The sequence below is a fragment of the Pseudomonas sp. DF11 genome, assembly GCF_058148565.1.
In genome coordinates, this window is record NZ_JBYVYN010000003.1 from 579,350 (window position 1) to 596,410 (window position 17,061).

Annotated in this window: 16 protein-coding genes; 3 read left to right on the forward strand and 13 right to left on the reverse strand. The window is 59.4% G+C overall.

Translation table 11 applies throughout. The annotated features are described in order from the left end of the window. Positions 1 to 155: 155 nt before the first annotated feature. The gene (gene rlmE, locus AC30D9_RS13095; protein WP_060739222.1) at positions 156 to 806 is read right to left on the reverse strand and encodes a 23S rRNA (uridine(2552)-2'-O)-methyltransferase RlmE; all 651 of its coding nucleotides are present in this window, start codon (positions 804 to 806) and stop codon (positions 156 to 158) included. A 106-nt stretch (positions 807 to 912) separates the two neighbouring features. Here rlmE and AC30D9_RS13100 point away from each other — a divergent pair, with 106 nt between their 5' ends. Beyond that, positions 913 to 1,221 carry a YhbY family RNA-binding protein gene (locus AC30D9_RS13100; RefSeq protein WP_003177852.1) on the forward strand — a complete coding sequence of 103 codons (309 nt, stop codon included), beginning with the start codon at positions 913 to 915 and terminating at the stop codon, positions 1,219 to 1,221. A gap of 10 nt (positions 1,222 to 1,231) precedes the next feature. On the opposite strand, the gene AC30D9_RS13105 is transcribed toward AC30D9_RS13100, so the two are convergent. The 8 genes from AC30D9_RS13105 to grpE form a co-directional block, all read right to left on the reverse strand. Next, positions 1,232 to 1,636: an MFS transporter gene (locus tag AC30D9_RS13105; protein ID WP_134922799.1), complete on the reverse strand. Its 405-nt coding sequence runs from the start codon at positions 1,634 to 1,636 to the stop codon at positions 1,232 to 1,234. Positions 1,637 to 1,664: 28 nt separating this feature from the next. Next, complete coding sequence (greA, locus tag AC30D9_RS13110) at positions 1,665 to 2,141, reverse strand: transcription elongation factor GreA (protein WP_030139783.1); 477 nt, start codon at positions 2,139 to 2,141, stop codon at positions 1,665 to 1,667. Positions 2,142 to 2,143: 2 nt separating this feature from the next. After that, complete coding sequence (gene carB / locus AC30D9_RS13115; RefSeq protein WP_109753481.1) at positions 2,144 to 5,365, reverse strand: carbamoyl-phosphate synthase large subunit; 3,222 nt, start codon at positions 5,363 to 5,365, stop codon at positions 2,144 to 2,146. Between the two features lie 105 nt (positions 5,366 to 5,470). Further along, on the reverse strand, positions 5,471 to 6,607 hold the full coding sequence (gene carA, locus AC30D9_RS13120) for a glutamine-hydrolyzing carbamoyl-phosphate synthase small subunit (RefSeq protein WP_003197697.1): 1,137 nt from the start codon (positions 6,605 to 6,607) through the stop codon (positions 5,471 to 5,473). Positions 6,608 to 6,862: 255 nt separating this feature from the next. Beyond that, on the reverse strand, positions 6,863 to 7,669 hold the full coding sequence (gene dapB, locus AC30D9_RS13125; protein WP_134922798.1) for a 4-hydroxy-tetrahydrodipicolinate reductase: 807 nt from the start codon (positions 7,667 to 7,669) through the stop codon (positions 6,863 to 6,865). Positions 7,670 to 7,678: 9 nt separating this feature from the next. Beyond that, positions 7,679 to 8,803, reverse strand: a complete 1,125-nt coding sequence (dnaJ, locus tag AC30D9_RS13130; RefSeq protein ID WP_134922797.1) for a molecular chaperone DnaJ — start codon at positions 8,801 to 8,803, stop codon at positions 7,679 to 7,681. Positions 8,804 to 9,167: 364 nt separating this feature from the next. Further along, positions 9,168 to 11,084, reverse strand: coding sequence for a molecular chaperone DnaK (gene dnaK / locus AC30D9_RS13135; RefSeq protein ID WP_134922796.1), 1,917 nt, complete (start codon positions 11,082 to 11,084; stop codon positions 9,168 to 9,170). Positions 11,085 to 11,186: 102 nt separating this feature from the next. Further along, complete coding sequence (gene grpE / locus AC30D9_RS13140; RefSeq protein WP_109753477.1) at positions 11,187 to 11,753, reverse strand: nucleotide exchange factor GrpE; 567 nt, start codon at positions 11,751 to 11,753, stop codon at positions 11,187 to 11,189. 241 nt (positions 11,754 to 11,994) lie between these two features. Here grpE and recN point away from each other — a divergent pair, with 241 nt between their 5' ends. After that, a complete protein-coding gene (gene recN / locus AC30D9_RS13145; RefSeq protein WP_490144154.1) occupies positions 11,995 to 13,668 on the forward strand; it encodes a DNA repair protein RecN in 1,674 nt (557 codons plus the stop codon). Between the two features lie 75 nt (positions 13,669 to 13,743). On the opposite strand, the gene fur is transcribed toward recN, so the two are convergent. Then, positions 13,744 to 14,148, reverse strand: a complete 405-nt coding sequence (gene fur / locus AC30D9_RS13150) for a ferric iron uptake transcriptional regulator (RefSeq protein ID WP_003197684.1) — start codon at positions 14,146 to 14,148, stop codon at positions 13,744 to 13,746. Positions 14,149 to 14,245: 97 nt separating this feature from the next. On the opposite strand from fur, the gene AC30D9_RS13155 reads away from it, so the two are divergent. After that, the gene (locus tag AC30D9_RS13155) at positions 14,246 to 14,773 is read left to right on the forward strand and encodes an outer membrane protein assembly factor BamE (protein ID WP_134922794.1); all 528 of its coding nucleotides are present in this window, start codon (positions 14,246 to 14,248) and stop codon (positions 14,771 to 14,773) included. 58 nt (positions 14,774 to 14,831) lie between these two features. Here AC30D9_RS13155 and AC30D9_RS13160 read toward each other — a convergent pair whose 3' ends face one another. From AC30D9_RS13160 to AC30D9_RS13170, 3 genes are read right to left on the reverse strand one after another with little or no spacing between them, the layout of a single operon-like run. Further along, on the reverse strand, positions 14,832 to 15,134 hold the full coding sequence (locus AC30D9_RS13160; RefSeq protein WP_307575694.1) for an RnfH family protein: 303 nt from the start codon (positions 15,132 to 15,134) through the stop codon (positions 14,832 to 14,834). Beyond that, entirely contained in the window at positions 15,131 to 15,574 is a 444-nt protein-coding gene (locus AC30D9_RS13165) for a type II toxin-antitoxin system RatA family toxin (RefSeq protein WP_134922792.1), read from the reverse strand. The genes AC30D9_RS13160 and AC30D9_RS13165 overlap by 4 nt, the downstream gene beginning before the upstream one ends. 7 nt (positions 15,575 to 15,581) lie before the next feature. Beyond that, on the reverse strand, positions 15,582 to 16,985 hold the full coding sequence (locus tag AC30D9_RS13170; RefSeq protein WP_490144155.1) for a sodium-dependent transporter: 1,404 nt from the start codon (positions 16,983 to 16,985) through the stop codon (positions 15,582 to 15,584). Positions 16,986 to 17,061 lie beyond the last annotated feature (76 nt).

Consider the following 17,061-nt stretch of genomic DNA (forward strand, 5'->3'; position numbering starts at 1 on the left):
TACTGGCGCGCGCTTCGCATGATATTCACCGGCCTAACTTACTACATTACCTACGACTCTGGCAGGCGCCGTCTGTAACCCTTTGTGAAACTTTGACCGCATAATTTTCGTTACACGGCTTCTTCAATGCGAGACAAAAAAAACTATCGGCCCCGTCAAAGACGCTCATCACTGGCTGCGCCTTCAACACCGCGAAACCCCCGCGCCAGCAGATACTGCTCGCGAGAGCGGTCACGGGACGACAATGGCTTGCGCATCTGCACCTTGTCGAACAATTTGCGGATGCCCTTGTGGTATTCGTCGAAGCCTTCACCCTGGAAGACCTTGATCAAGAAATCACCACCTGGACGCAAAACCCGCCCGGCAAGATCCAGGGCCAGCTCGCTGAGGAACATTGCACGAGGCATGTCGACAGCCGCCAATCCACTCATATTGGGGGCCATATCGGAAATCACAAGGTCAACCTGCGTATTTCCGACGGCTTCCAGTATTTTCGCCAACACGGCGTCTTCGGTGAAATCGCCCTGGATAAAGGTCACATCGGGGATGCTGTCCATTTCCAGGATGTCGGATGCGATCAAGCGCCCCTGGCCGCCAATCAGACGACTGGTTACCTGGGACCAGCCGCCAGGCGCCGCGCCGAGGTCGATCACGGTCATGCCTGGACGGATCAGGCGATCCTTTTCCTGGATCTCCAGCAATTTATAGCTGGCACGCGAGCGATAGCCGTCTTTTTGCGCCATTTTGACGTATGGATCGTTGAAATGCTCTCTGAGCCAGTTCTGGCTAGTCTTGGAACGGGCCACGGGCCACCTCTAAAAATAAAACGGGTCGTGATTAAGTGGGCGGTCCCGGACTTGCTCGGGTAAACTGGCCGCCGCTTTTTACAAGATCAGACGCAGGGGTCAGATTATGCCGCTCACTCAAGAGCAGAAGAAACAATACAAATCCATTGGCCACCATCTGAAACCGGTTTTGACTGTGGCTGACAACGGTTTGACTGAAGGTGTACTCGCCGAATTGGAACGCGCCTTGGGCGATCACGAGCTGATCAAGATCAAGCTCAACATCCTCGACCGCGAAGCCCGCCTGGCTGCCGTTGCTGAACTGTGCAAGACCGGCAAGGCCGACCTGGTGCAGGTCATCGGCAAGATGGCGCTGATTTATCGCAAGAATTTCAGCGTCAACAAGCAACTGTCGAACGTTCACCGCTTCAAGTGATGTCAAAGGGTCAAGGGTGTGCCTCGCGCACCCTGCCGCCCCATCCGGGAACCGGCTGCAACACCAGCACCAACCCGGAAAAACCCAGCACCAGGTAACTGAATACCTGCCATTGGCTCGCATCCGGCCAGCCGAGACGCACTGCGAAGAACATCCCGCACGCATACAACGACATGAGCAACAATTGCCCACGAATGTCGCGCCATAGACTGGCAAGGCCCTCGGCCTGAACCAGCACCAGAGCCTGGAACATCACGCACGCCGCGGAAAAACCCACCAGCAGCGCCGTCAGCATGCCTGCGATTTCATCGATAAGCAGCGGTGCCAGGCCGACTCGACCCAGCACCGGCAGCAAACCGATGTGCAACAACCAGACGCCGCCCACCCACAACATCTGGGTGAGCTGCCAGATCATGGCGCCTGCTCGAAGCGGGCGCCTTCGTTCAGATGTGACGGACTTCGACAATCTCATACTCGATGACACCGCCAGGTGTCTTCACCGCCACCACATCACCCTCTTCCTTGGCAATCAAGGCGCGGGCGATGGGCGAACCAACGGAAATCTTGCCGAGCTTGATGTCTGCCTCGTCCTCACCAACGATCTGGTAAGTGACGCTTTCATCGGTCTCGACGTTGGCGATTTCCACGGTAGTGCCAAAGATCACCTTGCCGGTGTGCGGGATCGTCGTGACATCGATGATCACCGCATTCTGCATGCGGCCTTCGATATCACGGACACGCGCCTCGACCATCCCCTGCTCCTCTCGGGCAGCGTGGTATTCGGCGTTTTCCTTGAGATCGCCCAGCTCGCGCGCTTCACCAATAGCCTGGCTCAAGCGCGGGCGCTCGACCTTGGTCAGGAAAGCGTGTTCTTCTTCCAGGGCCTTCGCGCCCTGAACCGTCATCGGGTACTTGGTTATGCTCATGCCTTCAATCCTGCATGTAGATCCTGCAAGCGACGCACGGTCTTCTCGGGACCGAACTTGAGCGCTTCGCAGATCGCTTCGCCCGCAGCAATGGTCGTGGTGCAGTAGATCTTGTGCTGCAGCGCATTGCGACGAATGGAGTAAGAGTCAGCGATCGACTGGCGACCCTCGGTGGTGTTGATGATCAGTGTGACTTCGTCATTCTTGATCATGTCGACCACGTGCGGACGCCCCTCGGTCACCTTGTTCACGCGGCGCACTTTCAGGCCTGCCGCCTCGATCAGTCTGGCAGTACCGGCAGTGGCGACCACTTCGAAGCCCAAGTTGATCAGATCACGGGCTACGCCTGCAACCAGTGGCTTGTCGTCATCACGCACGCTGATGAACGCCGTACCGCCAGTCGGCAATACTTCGCTGGCACCCATCTGGGCCTTGGCGAAGGCTTCACCGAAGGTATCGCCCACGCCCATTACTTCACCGGTGGACTTCATTTCCGGGCCGAGGATGGGGTCCACGCCAGGGAACTTGGCGAATGGGAACACCGCCTCTTTCACACTGTAGAAGTTCGGAATGATTTCCTTGGTGAAATTCAGCTCTTTCAGGGTTTTGCCAGCCATGACCCGTGCCGCGATCATCGCCAGGGAAACACCGATGCACTTGGAGACGAATGGCACGGTCCGGGAAGCGCGCGGGTTGACTTCGATGACGTAGATGTCCTCGCCCTGCAAGGCCAGTTGCACGTTCATCAGGCCGACAACACCCAGCTCCAGGGCCATTTTCTTGACCTGCTCGCGCATCTCGTCCTGGATGTGCGCCGGCAGCGAATAAGGCGGCAGCGAACAGGCGGAGTCACCGGAGTGAACACCGGCCTGCTCGATGTGCTGCATGATCGCGCCGATCACCACATCCTTGCCGTCGCTGACCGCGTCCACGTCCATTTCGATGGCGCAGTTGAGGAAGTGGTCCAGCAACACCGGACTGTCGTTGGACACCTGGACCGCTTCGCGCAGGTAGCGCTTGAGTTCGTCCTCTTGATAGACGATTTCCATCGCACGGCCGCCCAGTACGTAGGACGGACGCACCACCAGCGGATAGCCGATCTTGGCCGCGGCACGAATCGCTTCGTCTTCGCTGCGCACGGTGGCGTTTGGCGGTTGACGCAGGTTCAGGCGCTCGACCATCTGCTGGAAACGCTCGCGGTCTTCAGCGCGGTCGATCGCATCCGGGCTAGTACCGATGATCGGCACGCCAGCGGCTTCAAGGGCGCGCGCCAGTTTCAGCGGAGTCTGGCCGCCGTATTGGACGATCACGCCTTTAGGCTTCTCGACGCGGACGATTTCCAGCACGTCTTCCAGGGTCACTGGCTCGAAGTACAGGCGGTCGGAGGTGTCGTAGTCGGTGGACACGGTTTCCGGGTTGCAGTTGACCATGATGGTCTCGTAACCGTCGTCGCGCAGGGCCAGTGCCGCGTGTACGCAGCAGTAGTCGAACTCGATGCCCTGGCCGATCCGGTTAGGACCGCCACCCAGGATCATGATCTTGTCACGGGTCGATGGCGCCGCTTCACACTCTTCCTCGTACGTGGAGTACAGGTAAGCAGTGTCGGTGGCGAACTCGGCCGCGCAGGTGTCGACGCGCTTGTAGACCGGGAACACTTCCAGCTTGTGGCGATGAGCGCGCAGGCTCTTCTCGGTCACACCCAGCAGCTTGGCCAGGCGCATATCGGAGAAGCCTTTGCGCTTGAGGCGGAACATCGTGTCGCGGTCGATGCTGGACATGCCCAGGGTCTTGACCTTCTCTTCTTCCTTGATCAGATCTTCGATCTGCACCAGGAACCAAGGGTCGATCATGTTCATGCCGAAGATCTGCTCGACGGTCATGCCGGCGCGGAAGGCATCGGCCACGTACCAGATACGTTCGGCGCCCGGCACGGTCAGCTCGCGCTTGAGCACGCTCATGCTTTCCGGATCATTCAGGTCCAGCTTCGGATCGAGGCCGCAAACGCCCACTTCCAGGCCGCGAAGCGCTTTCTGCAGGGATTCCTGGAAGGTCCGGCCGATGGCCATGACTTCACCGACCGACTTCATTTGGGTGGTCAGGCGGGCGTCGGCCTTGGCGAACTTCTCGAAGGCGAAGCGTGGCAGCTTGGTAACGACGTAGTCGATGGACGGTTCGAAGGACGCCGGGGTCTTGCCACCGGTGATGTCGTTCGACAGCTCGTCCAGGGTGTAGCCCACGGCCAGCTTGGCAGCGACCTTGGCAATCGGGAAACCGGTGGCCTTGGAGGCCAGGGCCGACGAACGGGACACCCGTGGGTTCATCTCGATGACCACCATGCGACCGGTGTTCGGGCAGATGCCGAACTGGACGTTGGAGCCGCCGGTTTCCACGCCAATCTCGCGCAATACCGCCAGGGAGGCGTTACGCAGGATCTGGTATTCCTTGTCGGTCAGGGTCTGGGCCGGCGCGACGGTGATCGAGTCACCGGTGTGCACGCCCATCGGGTCAAAGTTCTCGATGGAGCAGACGATGATGCAGTTGTCCTTTTTGTCGCGGACAACTTCCATTTCATATTCTTTCCAGCCGATCAGGGATTCGTCGATCAGCAGCTCTTTGGTCGGCGACAGGTCCAGGCCACGGGCGCAGATTTCTTCGAATTCTTCACGGTTGTAAGCAATGCCGCCACCGGTGCCGCCCATGGTGAAGGATGGACGGATGATGCATGGGAAGCCCAGGCGTTCCAGGACCGCATTGGCCTCTTCCATGCTGTGGGCGATACCCGAGCGTGGGCAGTCCAGGCCGATGGATTTCATCGCCTTGTCGAAGCGCGAACGGTCTTCGGCCTTGTCGATGGTGTCGGCGTTGGCGCCGATCATTTCCACACCGAACTTCTCCAGGACGCCTTCGCGCTCCAGGTCCAGGGCGCAGTTCAGCGCGGTCTGGCCACCCATGGTCGGCAGCAGTGCGTCCGGGCGCTCTTTCTCGATGATCTTGGCAACGGTCTGCCACTTGATCGGCTCGATGTAGGTGGCGTCGGCCATGGCCGGGTCGGTCATGATGGTGGCCGGGTTGGAGTTCACCAGGATGACGCGGTAGCCCTCTTCGCGCAGGGCTTTACAGGCCTGGGCGCCGGAGTAGTCGAATTCGCAGGCCTGGCCGATCACGATCGGGCCAGCGCCGAGAATCAGGATGCTTTTTATGTCTGTACGTTTTGGCATGGGTTTGTCACTCAAATCCGCAGGTCAGTCGGCTAGGCCGTCGAACAATCTTTGAAGCGCCCGAGGGGGCCGCCGCACTCGGGGCCGCCCTCGGGCTTCACGCGGTCAGCGTCGCTTGGCCATCTCATTGATGAAGCGATCGAACAGCGGCGCCACATCGTTCGGGCCCGGGCTGGCTTCAGGGTGGCCCTGGAAGCTGAACGCGCTCTTGTCGGTACGCTCGATGCCCTGCAGCGTGCCATCGAACAACGACTTATGGATCGCACGCACGTTGGCTGGCAGGGTCGCTTCATCTACCGCAAAACCGTGGTTCTGGCTGGTGATCATTACCACGCCAGTGTCCAGGTCCTGCACCGGGTGGTTGGCACCGTGGTGGCCATGACCCATCTTCAAGGTCTTGGCGCCCGAGGCGAGGGCCAGCAACTGGTGGCCGAGGCAGATACCGAATACCGGGATCTCGGTTTCCAGCACGTCCTTGATCGCTTGGATCGCGTAGTCGCAAGGCTCGGGGTCACCAGGGCCGTTGGACAGGAACACGCCATCGGGCTTGAGGGCCAGGACGTCGGCGGCCGGGGTTTGCGCCGGCACCACGGTCACGCGGCAACCGCGCTCGACCAACATGCGCAGGATGTTCAGCTTGACGCCGTAGTCGTACGCAACCACGTGGTATGGCAGCTCGGAAGCCTCGATCGTCGCGTGACTGTCGGTCTTCAGGTCCCAGACCGTGGAGCGCCATTCGTACTGTTTCTTGGTGCTGACGACTTTCGCCAGGTCCATGCCCTTGAGACCCGGGAAGCCCTGGGCGGCGGCGATAGCGGCCTCTTCGGAAATGTTGTCACCGGCCATGATGCAGCCGTTCTGCGCGCCTTTTTCCCGAAGGATGCGGGTCAGGCGACGGGTGTCGATACCGGCGATCGCCACAACGTTGTTGGCTTTCAGGTAATCGGACAGGGACATCGTGTTACGCCAGTTGCTCGCTACCAGCGGCAAGTCACGAATGACCAGGCCGGCGGACCAGACACGATCAGACTCGGCATCTTCCGGCGTGGTGCCCGTGTTGCCGATGTGTGGGTAAGTCAGGGTAACGATTTGCTGGGCGTAGGAAGGATCGGTAAGAATTTCCTGATAGCCGGTCATTGCGGTGTTAAACACCACCTCACCAACGGTCTGGCCGTCGGCTCCAATGGCTTCGCCGCGAAAAATGCTGCCATCAGCAAGGGCGAGTATGGCTGGCTTAGTCAAGAAGACCTCCCGTAAATAAAGCCTGAAAGGGCGATCGCAGGTTGTAAAAAAGCGGAGTGACGTATGGACACGTCACCCCGCTTCTTCACTGAATTATTCTGCGCGCTTTTAGTGGACACACTAAAGCTGTAGCTTACAGAAAAAGGCTTTTTTGGTCCACCGCTAATGAGCCTTAAAGGCAGGGGAATGCGACAGGCCGTCGCGAAGCGGTGTAAAACGGGGCTCAGTATAACCTGAACCCCGCGTTCAATGGCATCAACGCAGGTCGAGCACGTCCTGCATGTCGTACAAACCTGGCTCGCGGCCATCCAGCCACAGCGCAGCACGTACGGCACCCTTGGCGAAGGTCATCCGGCTCGACGCCTTGTGGGTGATTTCCAGGCGCTCGCCCTCAGTGGCGAACAGCACGGTATGATCGCCCACCACATCGCCGCCGCGCACAGTAGCGAAACCGATAGTATCGCGCTCACGAGCACCGGTATGCCCCTGGCGCCCATACACGGCCACTTCCTGCAGATCGCGACCCAGCGTATCGGCAATCACCTCGCCCATGCGCAAGGCCGTTCCTGAAGGCGCATCGATCTTGTGGCGGTGATGCGCCTCGATGATTTCGATATCCGCATCGTCACCCAAGACCCGGGCCGTCATCTCCAGCAGCTTCAGCGACAGGTTCACACCCACGCTGAAGTTCGCCGCGAACACGATCGGAATGTCTTTACCCGCCTCGGCCAGCAGCTGCTTTTGCGCGGCATCCAGCCCCGTGGTGCCGATCACCATGGCCTTGCCATGCTTGCGGCAAATCGCGAGGTTTTTCAGCATCACGTCCGGCAGGGTGAAGTCGATCAGCACATCGAACTCGTCGAGCACCTTCTCCAGGCCGCCGGACATCGGCACACCGATACGCCCCAGCGAGGCCAGCTCGCCAGCATCAGCCCCTACCAGCGTACTGTCGGGACGAACGATGGCCGCCGTCAGGCCGGAGAGCGGCGAGCGCTGCTGTACCGCTTCGACCAGCGCCTTACCCATGCGCCCCGCAGCGCCCATCACAGCTATACGTCGCATGCCAACTCCTTACAGGTCGCCGAAGAAGCGCTTCACGCCTTCGAACCAGCCGGTGGTTTTCGGGGAGTGACTGTTGTCATCGGCCAGCGAGCTGCGAAACTCCTCCAGCAACTCACGCTGGCGCCGACTCAGGTTGACCGGAGTCTCCACCGCCACGCGGCACATCAGGTCACCCGCGCCGCCACCACGCACTGGCGCAACGCCCTTGCCGCGAATCCGGAACTGCTTGCCGGTTTGCGTACCCTCGGGGATTTTCAACTTGACGCGACCGTCGAGGGTCGGGATCTCAAGCTCACCACCCAAGGCAGCATCGACAAAACTGATCGGCACTTCGCAGAACAGATGCTTGCCGTCGCGTTGGAAAATCGCGTGCTCACGCACATTGATCACAACGTACAGATCACCAGTCGGACCACCCTGGGCACCCGCCTCGCCTTCGCCGGACAGACGAATGCGGTCACCGGTATCGACACCGGCCGGCACTTTCACCGACAGCGTCTTGTACTCTTCGACACGCCCTTCGCCGTGGCAGGAGTCGCACGGGTCGGAAATGATCTTGCCCTGGCCATGGCAACGCGGGCAGGTCTGCTGCACCGAGAAGAAGCCCTGCTGCATGCGGACCTGACCGATGCCGCCGCAGGTTGGGCACGTAACAGGCGAGGAGCCCTTCTTGGCCCCCGAGCCATCGCACGGCTTGCAATTGACCAGCGTCGGAACACGGATATTCACGGTAGTACCGCGCACCGCCTCTTCCAGGTCCAACTCCAATGTGTAGCGCAGGTCACTGCCACGTTGGGCGCCGCCACGGGCACCGCCGCGACCGCCACCGAAGAAATCGCTGAACACATCGCCAAAAATATCGGAGAAATTCTGACCGCCAAAACCGGCACCGCCGCCGCCCATGCTTGGGTCGACACCGGCATGACCGTACTGGTCGTAAGCCGCGCGCTTGCTGGAATCGGACAGTACTTCGTAGGCCTCGTTGGCCTCCTTGAACATCTCTTCCGACGCTTTGTCGCCGGGATTACGGTCCGGGTGGTGCTTCATCGCCAGGCGACGATAAGCCTTTTTCAGGTCTGCCTCGCTGGCCCCCCGCTCGACACCCAATACTTCGTAAAAGTCACGCTTTGCCATTAGTCTTTGCACTCTTATAGGACGTTCGGCGAACCTCTCCTGAGCCTTGCCAAACTCGTTGAGCCCCAATACAGGCCCGGACCCAACTCACGTCAATTCAACGATCCTGGTCTTGGGCTTGCAGGAGAAGTGCCTGCGCAACTTCTCCTACAAATCCATATCTTTCAGCCAGGGACCCGGCCAAAACGCGGCGTCCATCGCCGGAAAGCAGGAGCATTCCCGAACACACCGCCAACATCCGAACACTGTCGCATGCTGTAAAAATTCATTAGCTCCAGACACGCCAACGCGGGAGCAAGCCCCCGCGCGGCGACATCCTACCAGTCACCGCACAAATGCAGTCAACCGGCCGACCAACAAGCGATTACTTGTGGTCTTTCACTTCTTCGAACTCAGCGTCAACGACGTCATCGGCTTTTTCGGCCGAGTCGCCTTGGGCAGCTGCGCCTTCAGCGGGCTGAGCCTGCTCGGCGTACATCTTCTGGGCCACTGGAGCGGAGACCTTGGACAACTCTTCGATCTTCGCCTCGATGGCAGCCTTGTCGTCGCCTTTTACGGCAGCCTCAAGGGCAACCACAGCCGCTTCGATAGCGGTTTTCTCTTCCGCGGTCACTTTCTCGCCAGCATCGGCGATCATCTTGCGGGTCGAGTGCACCAGGGCGTCGCCCTGGTTGCGGGCGCTAGCCAGCTCTTCGAACTTGCGGTCTTCCTCGGCGTTGACTTCAGCATCGCGAACCATCTGCTGAATTTCTTCCTCGGACAGACCGGAGTTGGCCTTGATCACGATCGACTGGGTCTTGCCGGTGGCCTTGTCTTTCGCGCCGACGTGCAGGATGCCGTTGGCGTCGATGTCGAAGGTCACTTCGATTTGTGGCACGCCACGTGGAGCCGGTGGAATCTCGGCCAGGTCGAACTTGCCCAGGGATTTGTTCTGGGCAGCCTGCTTGCGCTCACCTTGCAGCACGTGGATGGTCACGGCGCTCTGGTTGTCGTCGGCAGTCGAGAACACCTGGGATTTCTTGGTAGGAATCGTGGTGTTTTTCTCGATCAACGCGGTCATCACACCGCCCATGGTTTCGATACCCAGGGTCAGCGGGCTGACGTCGAGCAGCAGGACGTCCTTCACGTCGCCAGCCAGAACGGCGCCCTGGATGGCAGCACCCATGGCAACGGCTTCGTCCGGGTTCACGTCCTTACGCGCTTCTTTGCCGAAGAAGTCGGTGACCAGCTTCTGAACCAGCGGCATACGGGTCTGGCCGCCAACCAGGATCACGTCGTTGATCGAACCAACGTCGATACCGGCATCTTTCATCGCAATGCGGCAAGGTTCGATGGTGCGCTGAACCAGGTCTTCCACCAGCGCTTCAAGCTTGGCGCGGGAGATTTTTACGTTCAGGTGCTTAGGACCGGTGGCATCTGCGGTGATGTACGGCAGGTTCACGTCGGTCGACTGGCTCGAGGACAGTTCGATCTTGGCTTTTTCAGCGGCTTCTTTCAGGCGCTGCATCGCCAGCGGGTCACCCTTGAGGTTCATGCCGCTTTCTTTCTTGAACTCGTCGACGAGGTAGTCGATCAGGCGAATGTCGAAGTCTTCACCACCGAGGAAAGTGTCGCCGTTGGTCGCCAGCACTTCGAACTGGTGCTCGCCGTCAACTTCAGCAATCTCGATCACGGAAACGTCGAAGGTACCGCCACCCAGGTCATAAACGATCACGGTGTGATCGCCCTTGGCCTTGTCCATACCGTAGGCCAGAGCGGCTGCGGTCGGTTCGTTGATGATACGTTTTACGTCCAGGCCCGCGATGCGGCCGGCGTCTTTGGTCGCCTGGCGCTGGCTGTCGTTGAAGTACGCAGGAACGGTGATGACCGCTTCGGTCACTGCTTCGCCGAGATAATCCTCAGCGGTCTTCTTCATTTTCTTGAGGATTTCAGCCGAGATCTGTGGCGGAGCCATTTTCTGGCCGTTCACTTCAACCCAGGCGTCACCATTGTCAGCCTTGGCGATTTTGTAAGGCACCATCTTGATGTCTTTCTGAACGACTTCTTCGTCGAACTTGCGACCGATCAGACGCTTCACCGCGTACAGGGTGTTATGCGGATTGGTCACTGCCTGACGCTTGGCCGACTGGCCAACCAGAATCTCGCCATCGTTGGCGTAAGCGATGATCGACGGCGTGGTACGCGCGCCTTCAGCGTTCTCGATAACTTTGGCCTTGCCGTTTTCCAGCACGGAGACGCACGAGTTGGTGGTCCCCAGGTCGATGCCGATAATCTTGCCCATGTTAACTCTCCCGGAACTTGGATTTTGTTGCCGCAGCAGTGGTGGCTAACTGCGGTAGCACTTAAACGCTTGACTTAATAGATGGGGCCACTACGACCGATTTCAAGCCTGCTCATCAATAGAAGGCGAAACCGGTGCAGGCGTCTTGCTGACCACGACCATGGCCGGGCGCAGCAGACGACCGTTAAGCAGGTAACCCTTCTGGAAAACCTTCAGGACACTGTTCGGCTCGACGTCGGCACTTTCCTGCATCGCCATGGCCTGATGGTGCTCGGCATTGAAGGGTTCGCCATGCGGATCGAGGGCTTCGAGCTGATAACGCTTGAGGGTGTCCTGGAACATTTTCAGGGTCAGCTCGATGCCTTCGCGCATCGGACGGATGTTTTCGTCATCCGGGTTGGACAGTTCCAGGCCGCGCTCCAGGCTGTCGATGATCGGCAGCAGGTCGCCGGCGAAACGCTCCAAGGCGAATTTATGAGCCTTCTCTACATCTTGCTCGGCGCGACGGCGGACATTCTGCAGGTCGGCTGCTACACGCAACGCCTGATCCTGCGCACCGGCCAGTTGCTCCTCGAGCACTTGTACACGTGCCGCCAGGTCTTCACCGGAATCCTGGGAAGCCTGGTTGGCGTCTAGATTTTGCGTATCCTGCGTCTGTTCGTCAGCCATAGATTTCTCCTCTCAACTTCGTCCGCGAGCTCGACTCGCGCTTCTGCCCCGGTATATGGGGTCGGGTTTTCCAGCTTCAAGGGCCATTTGACGAATTAACCTTACAAAAAACAGCTGCATAGTCATTCCTCGCAGCGCTAAGAAAACCCTCCGCCCAAGCAAATCGAGCTAAGCGAGGGCATTGTCAGGCCGAAACAAAACACTGTATAAATAACCAGACCTAAAGCCTGGGAGCGGCCTTATGCTGGTGCACCTGTCCGTACACAACTACGCCATCGTCGAACATCTCGACCTCGAACTTGACCGAGGCATGAGCGTGATCACCGGTGAAACCGGCGCGGGCAAGTCGATCATGCTCGATGCCCTGGGCCTGACGCTGGGCGACCGCGCCGACAGTGGCGTAGTGCGCCCCGGAGCAGACAAGGCCGACATCCTGGCGACGTTCGACCTGATCGACATCCCCGAGGCCAGCGCCTGGCTGGCCGAGCGCGACCTGGACACCGACGGCCTGTGCATCCTTCGCCGGGTCATCACCGCCGAAGGCCGCTCCCGAGGCTACATCAACGGCACGCCCTGCCCCTTGGGCGATCTCAAGGCCCTCGGTGAGCTGCTGATCGACATTCACAGCCAGCACGAACACCAATCCCTGCTCAAGACCGACACCCACCGCCGCTTGCTGGATGAGTACGCCGGCGCCACGGATCTGGCACGACAGGTCCAACTGGCGGCCCAACGCTGGCGCCAGACCCGACAGGAACTGGATCGACTCTCCAACTCTGGCGACGAACAGCGTGCCCGTCACCAGTTGCTGAGCTACCAGCTCGAAGAGCTGGAGAACCTGGCACTGGGTGAAAATGAACTGGAAGAGCTGGAGCAGGAACACAAGAACCTGACCAACGCCGAAACCCTGCTGGGCATTTGCCGACAAGTGGTCGAACAATGCAGCGAGAGCGATTCGGGCAATGTGCTCAATGCACTGACAGCGAGCCTGAACCGACTCTCCAGCGTGAACAATTCGGTGGGCGCGTTGAACGAAGCGACCAACCTGCTGACGAGCGCGCAGATCCAGGTCGAAGAGGCCGTCGGGGAGCTGAACCGCTTCCTCGACCATTTCGATGCCGACCCGGCACGCCTGCAGTACCTGGAAGAACGCCTGGACACCATCTATACGCTGGCGCGCAAGCACCGCATCCAGCCGACCGATGTTGCCGAACTCCAACAGCGGCTACTGGAAGAGCTGGAAACCCTGAACGCCAACGATGAATCCATCGAACGCCTGGGGGACGAACTGGCTTCTTATGCCCGTCATTACCAGGAAAAGGCCAAGGAACTCAGTGAACTGCGACGGCAGGCCGCCACAGCGCTGGCCAACGCCGTGGAGCAGGAAATCCAGCGCCTGGGTATGCCCGGCGGGCGCTTCACCATCGAATTGCGCCCCAACGCCGGCGACGAGCTCCAGCCCAATGGACTTGAGCAAGTAGAACTGCTGGTCAGCGCCAACCCCGGGCAACCACTCAAGGCCCTGGCCAAAGTCGCCTCCGGCGGCGAATTGTCACGAATCAGCCTGGCCATCCAGGTCATCACCGCACAAACCTCTCGCGTGCCGACGCTGGTATTCGACGAAGTGGACGTAGGCATCGGCGGCCCAACCGCGGAAATTGTCGGCCAACTGCTGCGCCGACTGGGTGAGCGTGGCCAAGTGCTGACCGTTACTCACTTACCCCAGGTCGCCGCCCAGGGACACCAGCATTTGTTTGTGCACAAGGTGCGTGGCGAGGACGCCACTCGCACCGCTGTGTCCAAACTCAACAAAAATGAGCGCGTGGAAGAGGTGGCGCGAATGCTCGGAGGTATCGACCTCACCAAGGAATCCCTGGCCCACGCGAAAAAAATGGTCGTTACCGCGAAAATCTGAGAACGGCAGAAAGCACGAAGGCGACCCTAGGGTCGCCTTCGTTCGTTTCGCGAACCTTAAGTCCGCGCGACATGCTTACTTTTTCTTACGTACATACAGCACGAGGTTGTGATCAACCATCTCGAAGCCATACTTGTCGACAATTGCTTTCTGCAGCCGCTCGATTTCTTCGTCGAAGAATTCGATCACTTCACTGGTCTCGACGTTGACCATATGGTCGTGATGCTTGCCGTCGTCCAGTTCGAAGACCGCGTGGCCTCCGTCGAAGTTGTGCCGCACCACAAGGCCAGCTGCCTCGAACTGGGTCAGAACACGGTAAACCGTGGCCAGACCGACGTCCTCACCAGCCTCCATCAGCGCCTTGTAGACGTCCTCGGCACTCATGTGGCGTTGCTCGGCGGAATCGAGCATTTGTAGAATCTTGACCCGTGGCAGGGTCACTTTGAGGCCGGCTTTGCGTAGTTCGCTATTTTCAACCATGGTCAGCTTTCTCGCGATGCTGCTTCGCAGCTTCTCTTAATGCGGGTATGATCGGCGTTTACGTTGTCCCAGCCAAGATAGTGGAAGTCGCCCACCGATGCAAAACACCAAGCTCTTGCTAACCAGTTTCACCTTTGTGGGACTGCTCGCACTCGCCGGTTGTTCATTCCCCGGGGTTTACAAAATCGACATCCAGCAGGGCAATGTCGTCACGCAGGACATGATAGACCAGTTACGCCCGGGAATGACCCGCCGGCAAGTACGGTTTATCATGGGTAACCCTCTGTTGACCGACACGTTCCACGCCGATCGCTGGGATTATCTGTACAGTTTGCAGCCAGGTGGCGGCGAGCGCCAACAGGAACGCATCAGCGTCATTTTCAACGCTAACGACCAACTCGTCAGCCTGTCGGGCGATTTCATGCCCGGCGTGAGCCGCGACGAGGCCATCATGGGCAAGGACAGCGGCACTACCGTTACCGAGCCGACCCAGAACGCCGAACAGCAGAAACCGGAAAAACCGGCCAAGCCAGGTTCGTTGCTGGACCAGATCCAGAAGGACGTGGACAAAGTCGAGACCGTACCAGTCCCGACGCCAGAACCTCTGGATACCTCGCCGCAATAAACCGCGACGTAAAAAAACCCGGCATGCCGGGTTTTTTATTGCCTGCGATTCAAGCGGGTTACTGATCGGATTGGCGCGCTTGAGCAGCCTTGGCCGCCCGCAATCGACGAATTTCTTTAGGATCGGCCAGCAAAGGTCGATAAATCTCCAGCCGATCAGCCGCCTGGACTACCTGCCGATCAGGATCGGCGACCACCTTGCCAAAAATCCCCACCGGGCAGGTCGCCAGATCCAGCTCGGGGAATGCATCAGTAATACCCGATGCCTTCAGCGCTGCGCGAACACTCGTGCCTTGCGGCACGGCAAATGTGCGCAAGACCTGGCGGTCGACACTGGCATACACCACTTCTATCTCAATCAACGCTTGAGCTCTGCATTCTGCTTGGCCCGCTGGCAGAACGCGTCAACCAGGGTGTTGGCGGCCTGATTGAACAGCGGCCCCAACGTTGCACGCACCAATGGGCCGGCGTAGTCGAACGACAGGTCCAGGCTGATCTTGCAGGCCTTATCGCCCAGAGGCTTGAACACCCAGACGCCGTGGAGCTGATTGAAGGGCCCCTCTTCCAGGTTCATCTCAATGGATTGCCCAGGCACCAGCGTATTGCGCGTGACGAAACGCTGGCTCAAACCGCTCTTGGCAATGTTGAGGCTGGCGCGCATATGAGTTTCGGAGCTCTCCAGCACCTCGGCGGATGCGCACCACGGCAGGAACTCCGGATAGCTCGCCACATCGTTGACCAGGTCATACAGCGCCTGCGCCGGGTAGGGCAGCAAGGCCGAGCGTTGAATATGTGTCGTCATGTAAGCGTCACTTCCACAGCTGGGCGGCAAACACTACGAGAATGCCGATGGGCGCCACATAGCGCATCAAGAACAGGCTCAAGGCAAACAAAACCGGGCTGCGCAGCGACAGTTCATCACGCACCGCCTCACGCCCCATCACCCATCCTGCAAACACCACGAAACATAAACCACCCAATGGCAGCATGATCCGTGATGTGAAGAAATCAATCACGCCGAAGAAATCCAGCCCTTCGGTTGCGCCCCACTGGTAGAGATGAAACAGCCCGCCTTCGTTCACGAAAAACTTCGCTTGCTTCCATATATTGAAGGAAAACACCGTGCCCAGGCCGACAAACCAGCAGGTAAAAGCCAACCAGAAGGTCACCCAGGCGCGACTGATACGGGTCCGTTCAACCAAGTAGGCCACCATGGGCTCCAGCAGGGAAATGGCCGAACTCCAGGCCGCGATGGCCACCAGGACAAAAAACACCACGCCCATCAATTGGCCGAAGGCCATGCTGCCGAAAGCGAAGGGCAGGCTGACAAACATCAACCCCGGCCCCTCGCTCGGGTTCAGGCCGGCGGCGAACACAATCGGAAACAATGCCACGCCCGCCAACAGCGACACGAAGGTATCCAGCAGTGCAACGCCAAAGACGGTCCGGGTCAAGGATGCGTTCTTGGGCATGTAGGCGCCGTAAATCATGATCGAGCCGACCCCGACGCTCAGGGAGAAAAACGCGTGCCCCATCGCCGGTAACAGGCCATCCAGGACTTTCTCTGGCTGGAAGTCGAACATGAAATGCACGCCTTCCATGAAATGCCCAGTGGTCATGCTGTAGCCCAGCAGCACCAGGATCATCACGAACAGCAACGGCATCATGATCCGCAGGCTGCGCTCAAGCCCGGCGACCACGCCCCGGGCAATCACCACCGCCGAGAGCACCATGAAGATCGTGTGCCAGAGGGTCAGCCTCCAGGGATCGGAGATCACGTTGCCGAAGTAGGCGCCCACCTGATCCGGCGTGGCCCCCTGGAAGTCCCCGCGCCCCATGTCGATGATGTAGTCCAGCGACCAGCCACCGACCACGCTATAGAAAGACAGGATCAACAGCGCCGTGATCATCCCGGCGAAGGCGCCCCACGACCATTTGGTCGAATGCCCCGCTTCCACCGCCAGCACCTTCAGGGCATTGGCCGGGCTTTGCCGGGCCCGCCGACCAATCAGGGTTTCAGCCAGCATCACCGGAGCGCCGATGAGCGCAATGCACGCCAGGAACATCAGTACGAAGGCGCCGCCACCGTAGACGCCGACCATGTACGGAAACTTCCAGATACTACCCAGCCCCACGGCAGAACCGGTCGCCGCGAGTATGAAGACCCAACGGCTAGCCCAACTGCCGTGGACAGAAACCTTGTCTGTCGACATCGTGATCACGCCCAAGCGTTCAAAAAAGAGGCCGCATTGTCCGGGATTCACTCAACGTGCTCAAGCACGCAGCTTC